The following is an 18,889-nucleotide window of genomic DNA, read 5'->3' on the forward strand; positions in this document are numbered from 1 at the left end:
CGGACGAGCGCCCGCGATCACCGCTCCGCGACCGGGCGCCCCTTCGGCTCCTCGACGATCCGGCGGGCGATCTCGGCGGGCCGCACCGGGCGGCCGAAGTGCCAGCCCTGCGCCCAGTCGCAGCCCATCTCGCGCAGCCGCTCGGCGTCCTTGTGGGTCTCCACGCCCTCGGCCGTGACGTTCAGTCCGAGCGCGTGCGCCATCGACACCAGACCGCTGACGATCCGCCACCCGGTGGCCCCGTCCTTCGCCGGATCGTGGAGGTCCCCGACGAAGGAGCCGGCGATCTTCAGCCCGGACACCGGCAGGTCGCGCAGGTAGGCGAGGTTGGACCATCCGGTGCCGAAGTCGTCCACCGCGAGCGACACCCCGAGGTCGACCAGCCCGTGCAGGGTGCGCAGCGCCTCGTCCTCGGGGCCGACCACGGTCGACTCGGTGATCTCCAGCTGCAGCCGGGCCGGGTCCAGGCCGGTGCTGTCCAGGATCCGGCCGAGGTCGGTGACCAGCGCGGCGCTGCGCGCCTGCCGGACCGCCAGGTTGACGTTCAGCTGCGGCGCGGCGTCGCCGTACTGCTTGATCCACTCCGCGGCCTGGCCGCAGGCCTGTTCCAGCACCCAGCGGCCGAGCGGCATGATCAGCCCGGTCTCCTCGGCGGTGGTGACGAACTCGTCCGGGCCGAGCACGCCGAGCTGCGGGTGGCGCCAGCGCACCAGCGCCTCGACGGCGGCCATCCGGCCGTCGGCGAGGCGGTGGAGCGGCTGGTAGTCGATGAAGAACTCGCCGCGGTCCAGGGCGGCCGGCATCCGGACGGACACCGCGTAGCGGCTGACGGCGCGGGCGTTCTCCTTGGGGTCGAAGAGCGTCCAGCGGCCTCGGCCGGCCTCCTTGGCGCGGTACAGCGTCAGATCGGCGGCCCGGACGGCGGCGCCGGGGGTGGTGGTGGACACCCGCCGCTCCAGCACGCCGACGCTGGCGCCGACGGCGAGCCTGTGGTCGCCGATCAGCACCGGTCCGGCCAGCGCCTTGAGCACGGTCTTGGCGGCGGCCACCGCCTCCTGCTCGCCCCGGCTGTTCTCCAGCAGGACGACGAACTCATCGCCGCCGAGCCGGGCGACCAGGTGGCCGAGCGGCGTGAGGGCGGCCTTCAACCGGGCGGCGACGGCGGACAGCAGCTGGTCGCCCATGTCGTGGCCCAGGCTGTCGTTGACCACCTTGAAGCCGTCGAGGTCGACGTAGCAGAGGCCGAAGCGGGCGCCCGGCTCCGGGTCCTCGAACAGCTTCTCCAGCCGTTCGAAGAAGGCGGCGCGGTTGGGCAGGCCGGTCAGCGGATCGTGGGTGGCCTGGTGGCGCAGCCGCTCCTGGAGCCGGTAGCGGTCGGTGACGTCCTCCAGCATCGCGACCTGGTACTGCGGGACGCCGTCGTCGTCGCGGATCAGCGAGACGGTCAGGTGGGTCCAGATCACCTCGCCGTCCTGGCGGTAGTACGGCTTGTCGAACTGGAAGTACTCGCGCTTGCCGCTGATCAGTTCCTCGTACGCCTCCCAGACGCCCGGGGTGTCCTCCGGGTGGACGAGGTCGCCGACCCGGCAGCCGATCATGTCCGTCGGGCCCGCGCCGAACAGGTCCTGCAGCGCCTTGTTGACGGCCAGGATGTTGCCGTCGGTGTCGCCGATCCCGATGCCGATCGCGGCGCTCTCGAACAGGGCGCGGAACCTGGCCTCGGAGGCGCGCAGTGCGCGTTCGGCCTCCTTGCGGGCGGCGTCGGCGGCGGTGCGGATGGCCTCCTGCTCGCGCAGCGTGCGCTCGCGCAGGGCGTTCGCCCAGCCGGCCGCGAAGGCGCCGGTGAGGGCGGGGCCGCGGTCGTCGTCGATCGGCTGGGACTGCAGCAGTTCGACCGCGCGGGCGAGCAGGACGGGGTCGGTGAAGTGCGCGTCGACCAGCTCGGCGCCGGCCTGGGCGGCCAGCCGGGGTTGGAAGGGTTCGTCCTGCTGGGCCCGGTGCAGCAGCGCGGCGGTGCGCGCGACCAGCCGGCGGAGCAGGCCGGGGTGGACGGCGATGCCGTGGTCGGCGGAGAGCAACCGGGACCAGTCGTGGTGGAACCGCTCGGCGCTGCCGTTCACCGCGCTCGCGCCGCTCATCCGGCCGCCCCGGTTCCGCGGCCGACGGTCGCACAGCCGGCGGGACCGTTCAAGGGCGGAACCCCACGCCCGCCAGCCCGGCGATCCGCTCGGGGTGCTCCCCGATCGTGCCGGGCTGGTCCGGGCGCCACCGCGGCAGCGAAACCACGCCGGGCTCGACCACTTCGAACCCGGCGAACATGACGGTGACCTGCTCGTGGGTGCGCATGGTCAGCGGGGTCGGGGTCATCCGGTAGAGGTTCTGGTGGTCCTCGGCCTGATCCGGGCGGGCCTCCAGGGAGGCGTGCGAGAGGGCCAGCGCACTGCCGGCCGGGAGCCGGTCGCGGATGGTGCCGATCAGCCTGCAGGGGTCCTCGTCGTCGCTGACGAAGTGGGCGACGGCAACCAGCAGGACGGCCACCGGCTCGCCCTCGGCCAGCAGTGCGGCCACCTCGGGGCGGTCCAGCAGGTCCTCGACGTCACGCAGGTCGGCCTGGACGACGGCGCTGTCCGGGTCGTCCTCGAGCAGCAGGCGGCTGTGCGCGACGGCGACCGGGTCCCGGTCCACGTACACGACCTTCGCCCCGGGGCGGATCGCGCGGGCGATCTCGTGCACGGCGCCGAAGGTGGGGATGCCGGAGCCGATGTCCAGGAAGCGGGTGATGCCCCGCTCGGCGAGGAAGGTCACGGCGCGGCGCAGGAAGGCCCGGTTGGAGCGCATGATCTGGGGCAGCTCGGGCCACAGGGCGAGCGCCTTGCGGGCCATCTCCCGGTCGACCTCGAAGTTGTGCGAGCCCCCGAGGTAGTAGTCGTAGACCCGTGCGGCGTTCGGTTTGTCCAGGTCCGTACCTTCCGGTACCCAGCTCGGTCGCCGCATGCCTGTGACTCCTTCACTCCGGTTCCGGGGGGTGCAGCGCCTGGGGATGCTGCCGTGACTGATGAGACTACAAGCACGCAAGATCCTGCCCCGCACCCCGAATGGGTGCAAGCGGAGTGCGGACTTCCCCACGATCTGTACGCTTTGCCCGGAATTTACTGAATGTTCGATCCATGGCGTTTGATCCCTGGCGTTTGATCCCTGGCGTTCGGTTCCTGGCGTTCGGTCCCTGGCGCCGCGCGTCGATCGGCGGGCTCCGACCCACGGGTGCCGCCCACGGGTGCCGACCCGGCGACCGGCCGCCCCGTTCGGCTCTCGGACGGCGGGCGCCCGACTAGGGTGGGCCCGTGGATCCCAACCACTACCGCTTCCGGGGCCTGTGGCGGCTCGCGGCGCCCGCGTCGGCGGCGTACGCGGCGCTGGAGGACTTCGGCGGCTACCCGCGGTGGTGGCCGGAGATCCGCGAGGCACGGCGGACCGGCCCGGAGTCCGGGGAGGTGGTGGTGCGCGCGCTGCTGCCGTACCGACTGGTGATCGACCTCGAGACGCGGCGGCGCGATCCGGCGGCGGGGGTGCTGGAGGCGACGATGCGGGGCGACCTCGAGGGGTGGTCGCGGTTCACCGTCACGCCGGACGGGCCGGACTCGCCGGACGGGCCGGACGGGCCGGACGGCGCGGGGTGCCGGGTGCTGTTCGAGGAGGACGCCAGGCCCGGCAAACCCCTGCTGCGGCACCTCGCCCTGCCGCTGCACCCGGTGTTCCGAGCGAACCACGCGGTGATGATGCGCCGGGGACGCCGGGGTCTGGCGGCTTACCTGGCGGGCGGCCACGGGAGCGGCGCGGGCGGTGGCCACGGCGACGGCCACGGCCACGGCCACGGCCACGGAGGGGACGGGGGACGACGAACAGATGACAGCTGACAACTTTCAGCGAACAGATGACAGATTTCGAAATCTGTCATCTGTCAGCGGCCCGCCCACCCCCCGATCCTTCGGCTTCGACACCCCCTTCGACCGCACCGCCACCGGCAGCAGCAAGTGGGCCCGCGCCACCACCCCCGGGGTGATCCCGATGGGCCTGGCGGACATGGACCTGCCCGGCCCGCCCGCCGTGGCCGAGGCCCTGGAACGACGCGCCCGCCACCGTGCGTACGGCTACACCGTCTGTGATCCGGCCGGGCGGACCCTGGTCGCCGACTGGTACCGCGCCCGGCACGGCGCCGAAGTGGATCCCGACTGGGTCCTGCTGCTCCCCTGCGGCCCGCGCACCACCATCCGCCTCCTCCTGGAGACCGTCCGGAGGGACGCCGCCCAGCCGCAGGCCCCCGTCCTCTTCCCCACCCCGGAATGGGGCGGCTTCGCCCAGCTCTGCCGCGCGGCCGGCCTCCCGTACCGCGAACTGCCGCTGCACCCGGGCCCGAACGGCTACCGCTCCCCGCGCGGCCCGTTCCCCCGTTCCGCCGCCGTGCTGCTCAGCAACCCGCACAACCCCTCCGGCACGGTCTGGCCGACCGGCTACCTGCGCGGCCTCGCCGAGTGGGCCGCCGAGGCGGACGCCCTGTTCGTCTCGGACGAGGTGCACGGCGACCTCACCCACCCCGGCCACGCCCACCCCGTCGCCGTCACCACCGTCGACCCGGCCCTGCGGCACCGGGTCGTCACCCTGAACTCCGTCGGAAAGACCTTCAACTGCTCCGGCATTCCCAGCAGTTTCGCCCTCGTCCCCGATCCCGGGCTGCGCGCCCGCCTCACCGACACCATGGCCGGCTACGGCCTCTGGGAGGGCGGCCTGCTGGAGCAGACCGTGCAGCGGGCCGCGCTCGGCGAGGGCCGCCCCTGGCTGGACGCGCTGCTCGCCCACCTCGCCGCCGCCCGCGCCGGGCTCACCGACCGCCTCGGCCCCGCCGTCCGCTCCACCCCGCGCGCCTCCTACCTGCTCTGGCTGGACGCCGCCGCCCTCGGCCTGTCGCCCGCGACCGCACGCGCGGCACTGCTGGAGCGCTGCGGCCTGGAGGCCTCCGACGGCGCCGAGTTCGGCCCGGGCGGCGCGGGCTCGCTGCGCCTCAACTACGCCCTGCCGGGCCCCGTGCTGGACACCGTCCTGGAGCGGCTGGACCGCCTGTGACCGGGGCACGTGCCCTGGTCGAGCAGGGCCCGGGCGCGCCTCGCGGCACCACCCCGCAACCCCCCGGATTCACCCGATCGCCACGCTCCTGACCTGCAAAAGCGAACATTCACGCGATATTTGCGAAGCGCCCCCGCATGCTCCGTAGCAGACTGGGCAGGGTAGACCGGGCCGCAATCGTGATCCCGAGGATGGTGAGTCCGGTGATACCGACATCCCGCACCACTCCGCCCGACCGGCAGAGCGCACCGCCGCCCCCGACCGGGGTGACCCCGCTGACCGAATCGGGGGCGCTCAGCCACGTGTCGGGCGTCTGTTTCAAGATCGGACCGCCCCGGCTGGTGGGCGTCGAGGTCGAGTGGTTCGTCCATGACGACCGATGTCCCAGCCGCCCCGTCCAGCCGGAACTGCTCCACGCCGCGCTGGAGTCGCTGCCCCTCGGCGGCCCCGACGGCACCTCGCTCCCCTCCGGTTCGCGCCTCACGCTCGAACCCGGCGGACAGGTCGAGCTCAGCTCCCCGCCCGCCACCGGCCTCCTGGCCTGCGTCGACGACACCCGTCGCGATCTGACCGCCCTGCGAGCCGCCTTCGCGGCGCAGGGCCTCCGACTCACCGGCACCGGGACGGACCCGCTCGCCCGCCCACGACGGATGGTGCTGGACCACCCCCGCTACCTCGCGATGGAGCGATTCTTCGACTCGGCCGGCCCCTGGGGCCGGGTCATGATGACCGGTACCGCTTCCGTGCAGGTGTGCCTGGACGCCGGCGACACGGACGGTCCGCACGCGGTCGAACGGCGCTGGCAACTGGTCCACCGGCTGGGCCCGGTGCTGGTCGCCGCCTTCGCCAACTCCCCGCTGCTGGACGGCAGACCGACCGGCCACCGGTCCACCCGGCAGACCGTCTGGTCCCGGATGGACCCCACCCGCACCCTCGCCCCCGAACCCGACCACGGCGACCCGCGCGAGGCCTGGGCGCAGTACGTGCTGAATGCCCAAGTCCTGTGCGTAAGACGGCCGGAGGGGCTGCCCTGGACGGCCCCGCCGAACCTGACCTTCCGCGACTGGATCCGCGGCGGCGGCGAACGCCCGCCCACGCTGGCCGACTTGGACTACCACAGCACCACGCTCTTCCCGCCGGTGCGCCCGCGCGGCCACCTGGAGCTGCGGATGGTCGACGCCCAGCCCGGGGAGGGCTGGATGGTGGTCACCGCCCTGGTCACCGCGCTGCTGGACGACCCGCTGGCCGCCGACGCCGCGTTCGCCGCCCTGGAGCCGCTGGACGCCCTCGACCGGCAGCAGGGCGCCACCGCCCCGCGGCCGCCGCGCAGCGCGGCCTGGCGCCGCGCCGCCACCCTGGGCGTCGCCGACCCCGAGCTGCGCCGCGCCGCCCTCACCTGCTTCGCCGCCGCCGATGCCGCGCTGGGCCGCCTGCCCGGCGCCGGGCGGCTGCGCACGGCCGTCGCCGAGTTCGCCGAGCGCTACCCCGCGCGCGGCCGCTGCCCTGCCGACGACCAGCTGGACGCCCTGCGCTCCGGCACCCACCGCACGCCCCCGGAGGAGGCACCATGACCGACGTCCGACCGCCCGCCGCTCCGGGGACGGGCACGACCGGCACCGAGGCGCTGCGCGAGACCATCGCCGCCGAACTGCTGGCCGCCCGCGCCCGGACCGCCGCGCTGACCGACTGCGTCGAGGACGCCGACCTCATCGCCCAGCACTCCCCGCTGATGTCCCCGCTGGTCTGGGACCTCGCGCACATCGGCAACCAGGAGGAGCTCTGGCTGCTGCGCAACGTCGGCGGCCGGGACCCGCTGCACCCCGAGATCGACCCGCTGTACGACGCGTTCCAGCACCCCCGGGCCGAGCGCCCCAGCCTGCCCCTGTTGCCGCCCGCCGAGGCCCGCGCGTACGCCCACGAGGTGCGCGGCCGGGTGCTGGACCTGCTGGCCGCCAGCCCGCTGGAGGGCGCGCCGCTGCTGGACGCCGGGTTCGCCTTCGGAATGATCGCCCAGCACGAACAGCAGCACGACGAGACGATGTTGATCACCCATCAGCTCCGCGCGGGCGAACCCGCCCTGGCCGCTCCCCCGCCGCCGCCCGCCCCCGCCGACGCGGCCATCCTGCCGCCCGAAGTCCTCATCCCCGCGGGCCCGTTCACCATGGGAACGGACACCGAGCCGTGGGCGCTGGACAACGAACGCCCGGCGCACACCGTCGACCTGCCGGCCTTCCTCCTGGACACCACCCCGGTCACCAACGCCGCCTACCAGCGCTTCATCGCCGACGGCGGCTACGACGACCCGCGCTGGTGGACCGAGCAGGGCTGGGAGCACCGCCGCCGGGCCGACCTGCGCGCCCCGCTGTTCTGGCAGCGGCAGGACGGCCAGTGGCTGCGCCGCCGCTTCGGCACGGTCGAGCCCGTCCCGCCGAACGAGCCGGTGCTGCACGTCAGCTGGTACGAGGCGGACGCGTACGCCCGCTGGGCCGGACGGCGGCTGCCGACCGAGGCCGAGTGGGAGAAGGCGGCCCGTTACGACCCGGCCACCGGCCGCTCCCGCCGCTACCCCTGGGGTGACGGCCCGCCCGGTCCCGAGCAGGCCAACCTCGGCCAGCGCCACCTGCGCCCGGCCGCCGCCGGCAGCTACCCGGACGGCCAGTCCCCTTACGGTGTCCGGCAGTTGATGGGCGACGTGTGGGAGTGGACGGCCAGCGACTTCCACCCCTACCCGGGATTCCGGGCCTGGCCGTACAAGGAGTACTCGGAGGTCTTCTTCGGGTCCGAGTACAAGGTGCTGCGCGGCGGCTGCTTCGCGGTGGCGCCGGTCGCCTGCCGGGGCACCTTCCGCAACTGGGACTACCCGATCCGGCGGCAGATCTTCTCCGGCTTCCGCACCGCCCGCACCCCGGAGGAGGCCTGATGTGTCGTCACCTCGCCTACCTGGGCGAGTCGGTGGCGCCGCAGGAGCTGCTGGTGCACCCGCCGTACGCGCTGTACCGGCAGTCCTGGGCGCCCCGGACCCAGCAGTACGGGACGGTCAACGTGGACGGCTTCGGCCTGGGCTGGTACGCGGACGGCGACGAACTGCCCGCCCGCTACCGCCGGGCCGGGCCGATCTGGGCGGACGCGACCTTCGCCGACCTCGCCCGGGTGATCCGCACCCGGGCGCTGCTGGCGGCCGTCCGCTCCGCCACCGAGGGCTGCGCGGCGGGCGAGGCCGCGGCCGCGCCGTTCGCCGCCGGGCGCTGGCTGTTCAGCCACAACGGCGCGGTGGCCGGCTGGCCCGGCAAGCTGGACGCGCTGGCCGCCCTGCTGCCGCCCGCCGAGCTACTGGAGCTGGAGGCCCGGAGCGACTCGGCCCTGCTGTGGGCCCTGACCCTGCACCGGCTGCGCCGGGGAGCGAGCCTCGGCGAGGCGCTGACGGGCACGGTGACGGACGTCACCGCGCACACCACCGGGCGGCTCAACCTGCTGCTCACCGACGGCACCGCGCTCGCCGCGACCACCTGGGGCGACACCCTGCACCACCGGAGCCTGCCCGGCCTCGGCACGGTGGTGGCCTCGGAGCCGTACGACGACGACCCGGGCTGGACGCCCGTGCCGGACGGCTCCCTGCTCCTGGCCGACGCCGGGGGCGTCCGGGTCCGGCAGCTCCCGAGCCACTACTGACCTTCCGCTCTCCCTTCATCTTCTGAACAGAGGAACCTCCCTGTCATGGACACCTTCGATCTCATCCGACTGCTGCCGGCCGACCACTTCAGCACCGCCCTGCGCCACGACGTGCGACAGGGGCTGACCTCCGACCCCAAGTGGCTGCCGCCGAAGTGGTTCTACGACGCCCGGGGCAGCGAGCTGTTCGAGGAGATCACCCGGCTGCCCGAGTACTACCCGACCCGCGCCGAGCGGGCCATCCTCACCGCCCGGGCCGGCGAGATCGCCGCCGCCACCCGGGCCCGCACCCTGGTCGAACTGGGCTCCGGCTCCTCCGAGAAGACCCGGCTGCTGCTGGACGCGCTGCGCTCGCTCGACACCCTGGGGAGCTACGTCCCGGTGGACGTCAGCGAGAGCGCGCTGACCGCGGCCGGCGCCGCGCTCGCCGCCGAGTACCCCGGACTGACCGTGCACGGCGTGCTGGCCGACTTCACCGCCCGGCTCGGCCTGCCCCCGGAGGGCGGCCCCCGCCTGGTCGCCTTCCTCGGCGGCACCCTCGGCAACCTGTTGCCGCAGGAGCGCGCCGGCTTCCTGCGCGGCCTGCGCGCCGCCCTCGAGCCGGGCGACTTCCTGCTCCTCGGCACCGACCTGGTCAAGGACCCGGCGGTACTGGTCGCCGCCTACGACGACCGCGCCGGGGTGACCGCCGAGTTCAACCGCAACGTGCTCAACGTGCTCAACCGCGAACTGGGCGCCGACTTCGACCCGACCGCCTTCGAGCACGTCGCACTCTGGGACCCGGCGCAGGAGTGGATCGAGATGCGGTTGCGCTCGGTGCGCTCGCAGACCGTGAAGATCCCCGCCCTGGACCTGCCGGTGCACTTCGACCGGGGCGAGGAGCTGCGCACCGAGGTCTCGGCCAAGTTCCGCCGCGAGCGGGTGGCCGGGGAGCTGATGGCGGCCGGGCTGCGGCTGACCCACTGGTGGACCGACCCCGAGGGCCGGTTCGGGCTCTCGCTGTCCGCCCCGGCCTGAGCCTGGCACGCGAGCCGGGCATTCGGGTTGGGCCTGGGCCGCGTCAGGCACCGGGATCCGGGGCTGGGTCAGGCGCCGGGATCCGGGGCTGGGTCAGGCGCCGGGATCCGGGCTGGGATCAGGGGGCCTCAATTTGCTTATTCACCTTACGAATTCTCAGAACGACACTTGAGCCGCCTCGCCTACAAGGCTTGAACGAATACGGGTTACGATCTCGGCTATCGAGCTCAGCGTTGAGTACCAGGAGTCAAGATCGTGAGCGTCACCCAGAAGCCCTCCGGGGCGGCCGAGGCCACCGCCTCCGGCCGCCTCGGCTTCGTCGTCTTCATCACCGCCGCCGCAGCCCTCGGCGGCTTCCTGTTCGGCTACGACAGCTCCGTGATCAACGGCGCCGTCTCCGGCATCCAGGGAAAGTTCGGAGTCGGCAGCGGCGAGACCGGCCTGATCGTCTCCTCGGCGCTGCTGGGCTCGGCGGTCGGCGCGGCGCTGGCCGGCCGGTTCGCCGACCGCTACGGCCGCATCAAGGTCATGAAGGCGGGCGCGCTGCTGTTCGCGGTCAGCGCCGTCGGCTCGATGCTGCCCTTCTCCCCCTGGGACCTCGCCCTGTGGCGCGTCCTCGGCGGCGCGGCCATCGGCATCGCCTCGGTGATCGCCCCGACCTACATCGCCGAGGTCGCGCCGACCAAGTACCGGGGTCGGCTGGCCTCCTTCCAGCAGGCCGCGATCGTGCTCGGCATCGCGATATCCCAGCTGGTCAACTGGGTGCTGGCGGACGTCGCCGGCGGTGACACCCGTGGCCACCTGCTCGGCCTGGAGGCCTGGCAGTGGATGCTGGGCATCTGCGTGATCCCGGCCGTGGTCTACTTCGTGCTGTCCTCGATGATCCCCGAGTCCCCGCGCTACCTGATCCAGGCCGAGCGCCTGGACGACGCCCGCAAGGTGCTGGCCCAGGTCGAGGGCGAGGGCACCGACACCGACGCCCGGATCGCCGAGATCCGGTCGCTGATCGCCTCCGACCACCGCCCGCGCTTCCGCGACCTGCTCGGCGGCCGCTTCGGTCTGCTCCCGATCGTCTGGGTCGGCATCGGCCTGTCGGTCTTCCAGCAGCTGGTCGGCATCAACGTGATCTTCTACTACTCGTCGATCCTGTGGCAGTCGGTCGGCATCGACCAGAGCAACTCGCTGCTGATCAGCTTCATCGGCTCGGTCATCAACATCCTCGGCACCGTGATCGCGATCCTGCTGGTCGACCGGATCGGCCGCAAGCCGCTCGCCCTGATCGGCTCGGCCGGCATGGCCGTCACCCTCGCCGCGGCCGGCTGGGCGTTCTCCTCCGCGACCGGCTCCGGCGACAACGTCTCGCTGCCCGACCTGCAGGGCACCGTCGCGCTGATCTCCGCCAACGCCTTCGTGCTGTTCTTCGCGATGTCCTGGGGCGTGGTCGTCTGGGTGATGCTCGGCGAGATGTTCCCCAACCGGGTCCGCGCCGCCGCGCTGTCCGTCGCCGCCTCCGCGCAGTGGATCGCCAACTGGGCGATCACCGTGTCGTTCCCGTCGCTCTCGCGCTGGAACCTCTCGGCGACCTATCTGGTGTACGCGGCCTTCGCGGCGCTGTCGATCGTCTTCGTGGCGAAGTTCATGAAGGAGACCAAGGGCGTCCGACTGGAGGACATGGGCTGACCAGTCCGTCCATCGGCTGCTCGGACCGTCCGACGGTCCGACGATCAGTCCTTCGGCCCCCGTACCCTAGCGCGCTGAGCCCGGGTGCGGGGGCCGAATCGTTCACTCCCTGCGGTGGGTCCGCGACCTCCGGTACTCCTGTGCGGCAGGAGGGATGTGTCCTTGATCTTCAACCGGCTTCGCCCCCGCAGACCCGCCACCGCCCCGAGCGGCGGCTGCCCGTACGCCCACGCCCACCCGGCCCACGGCCCGGGCGCGTTCCCGCCGCCCCCGCAGGTGCCCGCACCGCAGGTGCCCGTACCGCAGGTGCCCACACCGCACTGGCCCGGCCCGCAACTGCCGTCCGCGCCCGCGCCGTTCACCGACCCCGACCGGGCGGCCGAGTTCATCCGCCAGTTCCACCGCGAGCAGCCCGCCGCCGGTGACCCGGAGCCGAGGCTGGGCGCCGTCCGGGAGGAGATCGACCGCACCGGCAGCTACCGGCACACCCCCGCCGAACTCGCCTACGGCGCAAAGCTCGCCTGGCGCAACGCCGCCCGTTGCATCGGTCGGCTGTACTGGCGCAGCCTGGTGGTCCGCGACCTGCGCCACCTGTCCGCCGCCGACGACATCGCCGCCGAGTGCTTCGAGCACCTGCGCCTGGCGGGCAACGGCGGCCGGATCCGCCCGGTGGTCTCGGTGTTCGCCCCCGACCGCCCGGGCCGCCCGGCCGCGCGGATCCTCAACCAGCAGCTGGTCCGCTACGCCGGGCACCGGGTCGACGGCGCCGTGGTCGGCGACCCGGCGGGCACCGCGCTCGCCGCCCGGGCCCGCGAGCTCGGCTGGAAGTGCGCCGAGGACCGCTTCGAGGCACTGCCGTTGCTGGTCCAGGAACGCCCGGGCGAGCGCCCGCGCTGGTACGAGCTGCCGGACGACACCACCCTCGAGGTGCCGCTGAGCCACCCCGAGCACACGTGGTTCGCCGAGCTCGGGCTGCGCTGGTACGCGGTGCCCGCGATCAGCGACATGACGCTGGAGATCGGCGGCGTCCGCTACCCCACCGCGCCGTTCAACGGCTGGTACATGGGCACCGAGATCGGTGCCCGCAACCTCGCCGACGCCGACCGCTACGACATGCTCGGCACCGTCGCCGAGCGGCTGGGCCTGGACACCTCCAGCGACCGCACGCTCTGGCGCGACCGCGCCCTGGTCGAACTCAACATCGCGGTGCTGCACTCGTTCCAGGAGGCCGGGGTGACGATCGCCGACCACCACACCGAGTCGGAGCGCTTCCTCAAGCACGTCGCCCAGGAGCAGCGGCTGGGCCGCCCGACCCCGGCGGACTGGAGCTGGATCGTGCCCCCGGTCTCCGGCGGACTGACGCCGGTCTACCACCGGTACTACGACCCGGTGGACCCGGAGCAGCGGCCGGCCTTCCTCGCCCGCGAGCCCTGGTAGGACGCGATGGAACGCGAGGGAACGCGGTGGGACGCAGTAGACCGCGAGAGAGCGCGATAGGACGCAGGAGGACGCGGGCCAGAAGGGACCGGGCGGTCCTACGCCGACCGCGCGGGCAGGCGCTCGAAGCGCAGGACGAGGCCGTCCAGCAGCGCCTCGAGCCCGGTCTCGAAGGCGCCCTCGTCGACCGTCCCCCGGTGCCCGGCGAGCCGGTGCGCCTCGCCGAGGTGCGGGTAGTCGGCCGCGTCGTAGACCTCGGCGTCCGCCGGGAAGCCGGCCGCGAAGGAGGCGAGTGCGGAGCCGGTGACGAAGTAGCGCATCAGCGCGCCGATCCGGGTGGCCTGGCCGCGCGGCCAGCCGGATTCGACCAGGTGCCCGAAGACCGCGTCGGCCAGGCGCAGCGCGTTGGGCCGCCGCCCCGGCCCCTGGGCGAGCACCGGGACGATGTTGGGGTGGGCGGCCAGCGCGGCGCGGTAGGAGCGCGCCCAGGCGTGCAGCGCGTCCGGCCAGGGGGTGCCCGGGCGGCTGAACATCGACAGGTCGACTTCCCCGATGACGCTGTCCACCACCGCGTCCAGGAGTTCGTCCTTGGTGGCGAAGTGGTTGTAGAGCGACGGCCCGCTGACCGAGAGCTCGGCGGCGAGGCGGCGGGTGGAGAGGACCTCCAGCCCTTCGTCGTCGATCAGCCGCAGAGCGACGGCGACGATCCGGTCGCGGCTGAGCAGCGGGGTGCGCGGGCGGGCCATCGGGTCGCTACCTCCGGTCGGGTGGGTGAGGACCGATTCTGGCAGGTGCCCCTTCCCAGCACGGCGGGTCGGAGCTACAGTCCCCTGGTAAAACTTGCAGCGCTAGTTTAACGAGGTGGGCACCGCCGTGAACCTGGAGTTGTCCGAGGAGCAGAGCGCCGTCCGGGACCTCGCCGCCTCCTTCACCGACCGCGAGATCGTGCCGTACGCCGCCGAGTGGGACCGCGCCGAGTCGGTGGACCGCTCGATCGTCGGCAAGCTCGGGAAGGTCGGCTTCCTCGGCCTGACCATCCCCGAGGAGTACGGCGGCAGCGGCGGCGACCACCTCGCGTACTGCCTGGTCCTGGAGGAGCTCGGGCGCGGCGACTCGGCCGTGCGCGGGATCGTCTCGGTCTCGCTCGGCCTGGTCGGCAAGTCGATCAACGGCTTCGGCACCGAGGAGCAGAAGCGGCACTGGCTGCCCCGGCTCACCTCGGGCGAGGCGCTCGGCTGCTTCGCGCTCACCGAGCCCGGCACCGGCTCGGACGCCGCCAACCTCACCACCCGGGCGGTCCGCGACGGCGACGACTGGCTGATCAGCGGCGCCAAGACCTTCATCACCAACGGCACCTGGGCCGACGTCGCGCTGGTCTTCGCCCGCACCGGCGGCGACCGTCCCGAGCAGCAGGGTCACCGGGGCATCACCGCCTTCCTGGTCCCCACCGACCTGCCCGGCTTCGGCCGCACCGAGATCCACGGCAAGCTCGGCCTGCGCGGCCAGGCCACCGCCGAACTCGCCCTGGACGGCGTCCGGGTGCCCGACGGCGCCCGGCTCGGCGAGGTCGGCAAGGGCTTCACGGTGGCGATGGCGGCGCTGGCCAAGGGGCGGATGTCGGTCGCGGCCGGCTGCGTCGGCATCGCCCGGGCCTGCCTGGAGGCCGCGGTCCGCTACGCGGGCGAGCGCGAGCAGTTCGGCAAGCCGATCGCCTCGCACCAGCTCGTCCAGGAGCTGCTGGCCGGCATCTCGGTGGACGTCGAGGCCGCCCGGCTGCTCACCTGGAAGGTCGCCGACCACATCGAACGCGGCCTGCCGTTCGCCACCGAGTCCTCCGTCGCCAAGCTCTTCGCGAGCGAGGCCGCCGTCCGGGCCGCCAACAACGCGCTCCAGGTGTTCGGCGGTTACGGCTTCATCGACGAGTACCCCGTCGGCAAGTACCTGCGCGACGCCCGCGTGATGACCCTCTACGAGGGCACCAGCCAGATCCACCAACTGCTCATCGGGCGCGCCCTGACCGGCGTCAACGCCTTCTGAGCTCCGCAAGACCATCGCCGCAAGACCATCGCCGTAAGCGCATCCCACCCCCAGCGCATCCCACCCCTCTCGACAAGGAGCACGACGTGCGTCCCGTCTACTTCGCCGCAGCCCGCCGCACACCCATCGGCCGGCTTCGCGGAGCGCTCGCCACGGTCCGCCCGGACGACCTCTCGGCCACCGTGCTGCGCGCCCTGCTCGCCGACGTACCCGCCCTCGATCCGGCCCGCATCGACGACGTCTACTGGGGCGCCGCCAACCAGGCCGGCGAGGACAACCGCAACGCCGCCCGGATGGCCGTCCTGCTGGCCGGCCTGCCGGAGAGCGTCCCCGGAGCCACCGTCAACCGGCTCTGCGCCTCCGGCCTGGAGGCCGTCACCCTCGCCGCCCGGGCGATCGGCTCCGGCGAGGCCGACGTGGTGCTGGCCGGCGGCTGCGAGTCGATGACCCGCGCGCCCTTCGTGCTGCCCCGCCCCGACGAGGCGCTGCCGCACCGGATCGAGACCCACGACACCCGGCTCGGCTGGCGGCTCACCAACCCGCGGATGGCCGAGCTGCACGGCGTGCTCAGCATGGGCGAGACCGCCGAGGAGGTGGCGAGCCGGTACGGCATCGGGCGCGAGCGCCAGGACGCCTTCGCGCTGCGCAGCCACCAGCGGGCCGCCGCCGCCCGCAAGGACGGGCACTTCGACGCCGAGCTGATCCCGGTCGAGCGCCCGGACGGGGTGACGGTGACCCAGGACGAGGGCATCCGCGAGGACACCAGCCTGGAGAAGCTCGGCAGGCTCAAGCCGGCCTTCCGTCAGGGCGGCACCGTCACGGCCGGGAACGCCTCGCCGATGAACGACGGCGCGGCCGGACTGGTCCTGGTCAGCGAGGAGGCGCTGCGCGACCTCGGGCTGCAACCGCTCGGCCGGTACGTGGCCGGGGCCTCGGCCGGGGTGCACCCGGACGTCATGGGCATCGGTCCGGTGCCGGCCACGGCCAAGGTACTCGGGCGGGCCGGGTGGAACCTCGCCGACCTGGACACCGCCGAGCTGAACGAGGCCTTCGCCGCCCAGGCGCTGGCCTCCGCCGACGGCATCGGGTTCAGCCCGGAGCGGGCCGACGAGATCGTCAACCCGAGCGGCGGGGCGATCGCCCTCGGCCACCCGCTGGGCGGCTCGGGCGCCCGCATCCTCACCACCCTGCTGCACCGGATGCGCCGCACCGGCGCCCGGCGCGGCCTGGCCACGATGTGCGTGGGCGTGGGGCAGGGTACGGCCGTGCTGGTCGAGAACGTCTGAGTCGATTTTCCGATGAGTTCTGAATGGATTTTCCGGTGAGCGGGGTCCGATGAGTGGAGGAACTGGCATGACGCGTTTCGCAGGAAAGGTCGCCGTGGTGACCGGCGCGGCGCAGGGCATCGGCGCGGCCACCGCCCGCCGGCTGGCGGAGGAGGGCGCGGCCGTCGCGGTGGTCGACCTGACCGCCGAGCGGGCGGCCGGGACGGTCGCCGAGATCACCGCCAAGGGCGGCACCGCCCGGGCCTACGGCTGCGACGTGGCCGACTACGACGCCGTCGAGGCGGTGTTCGCGCGGGTCGCGGAGGAGCTCGGCGGGCTGCACATCCTGGTGAACAACGCCGGGATCACCCGGGACAACCTGTTCTTCAAGATGCCAAAGGCCGACTGGGACACCGTCCTGACGGTCAACCTGACCAGCGCGTACAACTGCAGCCACGTGGCGCAGAAGTACATGGTGGCGCAGAAGTACGGCAAGATCGTCTCGCTCAGCTCGCGCTCCGCGCTCGGCAACCGGGGCCAGGCCAACTACGCGGCCGCCAAGGCCGGCATCCAGGGGCTCACCGCGACCCTGGCGATCGAGCTCGGACCGTTCAACATCAACGTCAACGCCGTCGCCCCCGGCTACATCGCCACCGCGATGACGGCGGCCACCGCCGAGCGGGTCGGCGCCACCGCCGAGGACCACCAGACCGAGGTGGCCGCCCGCACGCCGCTGCGCCGGGTCGGGCAGCCGGAGGAGATCGCCTCGGTGGTCGCCTTCCTGGCCAGCGAGGAGGCCTCTTACGTGAGCGGGCAGACACTCTACGTCAACGGCGGGGCCCGGTAGTTCCGGCAGTCGCGGAAATTCGGTGGCTCCGATTGAAGTGAGTGGGTAGTGGGTAGATACGGTTAATATTCATTGAATATTACTGACGTGTCATCACATGGCCGTCCCAGGTGCGTGGTTACTTTCCCCTGGGACGGCCTTTACCTTTTCGCGTGGCCGATCATGACCATGCACCCACGCAGACGACCCCACCAAATGACTATGGCATGATCATGCGGCACTCGATGGGATGTCCGAACCGACCCGACCCGACCTGGTCGGGCCCTCTGCGTCCCAAGGAGTCCCATGGGCAGCCCCGCCACCCTCCGCCGTGCCCTGGCTCTGCTCGCCGTGGGGGCCACCGCCCTCACCGCCGGCACCATCGCCGTTCCGGCCGTCGGCGCCGCGACCGCCGCCCCCGCGCACGACCTCTCGGGCGTGCACGTCCGCCCGGCCTCCTTCGGCCACCACCTCGCCACGACCCGCCCGGCACCGCTGACCACCACTCAGTGCGTCAGCCAGATCGGCATCCACTGCTACTCGCCGCTGCAGTACCGGAACGCCTACAACCTGAACCCCCTGTACCAGGAGGGCGTCACCGGCAAGGGCCGCACGATCGTCATCGTCGACTCCTTCGGCTCCCCGACCATCCAGCACGACCTGGAGGTCTTCGACAAGCAGTGGGGTATCCAGGACACCCAGGTCGAGGTGCGGAAGTGGGGCAACGTCCCCGCCTTCGACCCGAAGAACCCCGACCACACCGGCTGGGCCGGCGAGACCACCCTGGACGTCGAGTACGCCCACGCGATCGCCCCCGACGCGCACATCGTCCTGGTCGAGACCGGCGTCGCCGAGACCGAGGGCACCACCGGTCTGCCCGAGATGATGGACGCCGAGAAGGACCTCATCAAGAAGGGCATCGGCGACGTCATCTCGCAGAGCTTCGGCGCCACCGAGAACACCTTCCCGGGCTACGACAAGGGCGACTTCAAGTCGCTGACCGACCTGCGCTACGCCTTCAAGGCCGCCGCCGCCCGCAACGTCACCGTCCTCGCCGCCTCCGGCGACAACGGCGCGACCGACGCGCAGTCCAACGGCACCGACCTGTACCAGTTCAAGGTCAACTCCTGGCCGTCCTCGGACCCGCTGGTCACCTCCGTCGGCGGCACCCAGCTGACCCTGGACGACAAGGGCAACCGCACCGCGGCCGACAAGGTGTGGCACGACAAGTCCGGCGCCGGCGGCGGCGGCGTGTCGGGCATCTTCGACCGCCCGTGGTACCAGGCCGGCGTCGCGAACGTCACCGGCAACCACCGCGGCACCCCAGACATCAGCATGAGCGCGGCCGTCGACGGCGCCGCCTGGACCTACGAGTCCTACGACCCGACCGCGGTCGGCTGGCACCTCACCGGCGGCACCAGCGAGGCCACCCCGCTGTTCTCGGGCGTCGTCGCCCTCGCCGACCAGCTCGCCGGCCACCGCCTCGGTCAGATCAACCCGAGCCTGTACGGCCTGAGCCTGCTCCCGAGCAACTGGAGCGGCATCGTGGACGTCAAGGAGGGCGACAACGGCTGGGGCGGCGTCACCGGCTACAACGCCACCGAGGGCTACGACCTCGCGAGCGGCCTCGGCACCATCGACGGCACCAAGTTCGTCCACGCGATCGCCGGCGACTTCCAGATCGGCGACAACAGCCAGGGTGACGAGCAGTAAGCAGTCGTGTCGGTTGATGCCTTGAGCAGCCAACAAGCTGACAGCTGACAGCTGACAAGTAACAGCGAACGGATAACAGATTTCGAAATCTGTTATCCGTTCGCTGTTTTCTGTCTTCTGTTTTCTG

The 18,889-nt window shown here is 72.8% G+C and carries 15 protein-coding genes; 12 read left to right on the forward strand and 3 right to left on the reverse strand.

The window, feature by feature from the left end; translation table 11 throughout:
* Window positions 1-17: 17 nt before the first annotated feature.
* Window positions 18-2,138 (reverse strand): putative bifunctional diguanylate cyclase/phosphodiesterase, encoded by a 2,121-nt coding sequence (locus O1G21_RS08165; protein WP_270142070.1) that lies wholly within the window; start codon window positions 2,136-2,138, stop codon window positions 18-20.
* Window positions 2,139-2,187: 49 nt separating this feature from the next.
* Complete coding sequence (locus O1G21_RS08170; RefSeq protein ID WP_270142072.1) at window positions 2,188-2,994, reverse strand: SAM-dependent methyltransferase; 807 nt, start codon at window positions 2,992-2,994, stop codon at window positions 2,188-2,190.
* Between the two features lie 347 nt (window positions 2,995-3,341).
* On the opposite strand from O1G21_RS08170, the gene O1G21_RS08175 reads away from it, so the two are divergent.
* The 8 genes from O1G21_RS08175 to O1G21_RS08210 all read left to right on the forward strand — a co-directional run bounded on the left by O1G21_RS08175 (window position 3,342) and on the right by O1G21_RS08210 (window position 12,921).
* Window positions 3,342-3,914 (forward strand): SRPBCC family protein, encoded by a 573-nt coding sequence (locus O1G21_RS08175; protein WP_333493433.1) that lies wholly within the window; start codon window positions 3,342-3,344, stop codon window positions 3,912-3,914.
* Complete coding sequence (locus O1G21_RS08180) at window positions 3,904-5,118, forward strand: aminotransferase class I/II-fold pyridoxal phosphate-dependent enzyme (protein ID WP_270142074.1); 1,215 nt, start codon at window positions 3,904-3,906, stop codon at window positions 5,116-5,118. Before O1G21_RS08175 ends, O1G21_RS08180 begins: the two co-directional genes overlap by 11 nt.
* A 191-nt stretch (window positions 5,119-5,309) precedes the next feature.
* Window positions 5,310-6,689 carry an ergothioneine biosynthesis glutamate--cysteine ligase EgtA gene (gene egtA / locus O1G21_RS08185; protein ID WP_405000600.1) on the forward strand — a complete coding sequence of 460 codons (1,380 nt, stop codon included), beginning with the start codon at window positions 5,310-5,312 and terminating at the stop codon, window positions 6,687-6,689.
* Window positions 6,686-8,038 carry an ergothioneine biosynthesis protein EgtB gene (gene egtB, locus O1G21_RS08190; RefSeq protein WP_270142076.1) on the forward strand — a complete coding sequence of 451 codons (1,353 nt, stop codon included), beginning with the start codon at window positions 6,686-6,688 and terminating at the stop codon, window positions 8,036-8,038. The genes egtA and egtB overlap by 4 nt, the downstream gene beginning before the upstream one ends.
* Window positions 8,038-8,787: an ergothioneine biosynthesis protein EgtC gene (egtC, locus tag O1G21_RS08195; RefSeq protein WP_270142078.1), complete on the forward strand. Its 750-nt coding sequence runs from the start codon at window positions 8,038-8,040 to the stop codon at window positions 8,785-8,787. Before egtB ends, egtC begins: the two co-directional genes overlap by 1 nt.
* A gap of 45 nt (window positions 8,788-8,832) precedes the next feature.
* A complete protein-coding gene (egtD, locus tag O1G21_RS08200) occupies window positions 8,833-9,804 on the forward strand; it encodes an L-histidine N(alpha)-methyltransferase (RefSeq protein WP_270142080.1) in 972 nt (323 codons plus the stop codon).
* Window positions 9,805-10,059: 255 nt separating this feature from the next.
* Window positions 10,060-11,484: a sugar porter family MFS transporter gene (locus O1G21_RS08205; protein WP_270142082.1), complete on the forward strand. Its 1,425-nt coding sequence runs from the start codon at window positions 10,060-10,062 to the stop codon at window positions 11,482-11,484.
* 306 nt (window positions 11,485-11,790) lie between these two features.
* On the forward strand, window positions 11,791-12,921 hold the full coding sequence (locus O1G21_RS08210) for a nitric oxide synthase oxygenase (protein ID WP_405000792.1): 1,131 nt from the start codon (window positions 11,791-11,793) through the stop codon (window positions 12,919-12,921).
* 98 nt (window positions 12,922-13,019) lie between these two features.
* Here the strand turns inward: O1G21_RS08210 and O1G21_RS08215 are convergent, their stop codons facing one another.
* Window positions 13,020-13,667, reverse strand: coding sequence for a TetR/AcrR family transcriptional regulator (locus tag O1G21_RS08215; RefSeq protein ID WP_270142084.1), 648 nt, complete (start codon window positions 13,665-13,667; stop codon window positions 13,020-13,022).
* A gap of 127 nt (window positions 13,668-13,794) precedes the next feature.
* Here O1G21_RS08215 and O1G21_RS08220 point away from each other — a divergent pair, with 127 nt between their 5' ends.
* The 4 genes from O1G21_RS08220 (at window position 13,795) to O1G21_RS08235 (ending at window position 18,762) form a co-directional block, all read left to right on the forward strand.
* Entirely contained in the window at window positions 13,795-14,958 is a 1,164-nt protein-coding gene (locus O1G21_RS08220) for an acyl-CoA dehydrogenase family protein (RefSeq protein WP_270150840.1), read from the forward strand.
* 86 nt (window positions 14,959-15,044) lie between these two features.
* Complete coding sequence (locus O1G21_RS08225; protein WP_270142086.1) at window positions 15,045-16,244, forward strand: thiolase family protein; 1,200 nt, start codon at window positions 15,045-15,047, stop codon at window positions 16,242-16,244.
* Between the two features lie 67 nt (window positions 16,245-16,311).
* Window positions 16,312-17,070 carry a 3-oxoacyl-ACP reductase FabG gene (gene fabG, locus O1G21_RS08230; RefSeq protein WP_270142088.1) on the forward strand — a complete coding sequence of 253 codons (759 nt, stop codon included), beginning with the start codon at window positions 16,312-16,314 and terminating at the stop codon, window positions 17,068-17,070.
* A gap of 285 nt (window positions 17,071-17,355) precedes the next feature.
* Window positions 17,356-18,762, forward strand: a complete 1,407-nt coding sequence (locus O1G21_RS08235) for a S53 family peptidase (RefSeq protein ID WP_270142089.1) — start codon at window positions 17,356-17,358, stop codon at window positions 18,760-18,762.
* Window positions 18,763-18,889 lie beyond the last annotated feature (127 nt).

The sequence above is a fragment of the Kitasatospora cathayae genome, assembly GCF_027627435.1.
Taxonomy (GTDB): Bacteria; Actinomycetota; Actinomycetes; order Streptomycetales; family Streptomycetaceae; genus Kitasatospora; species Kitasatospora cathayae.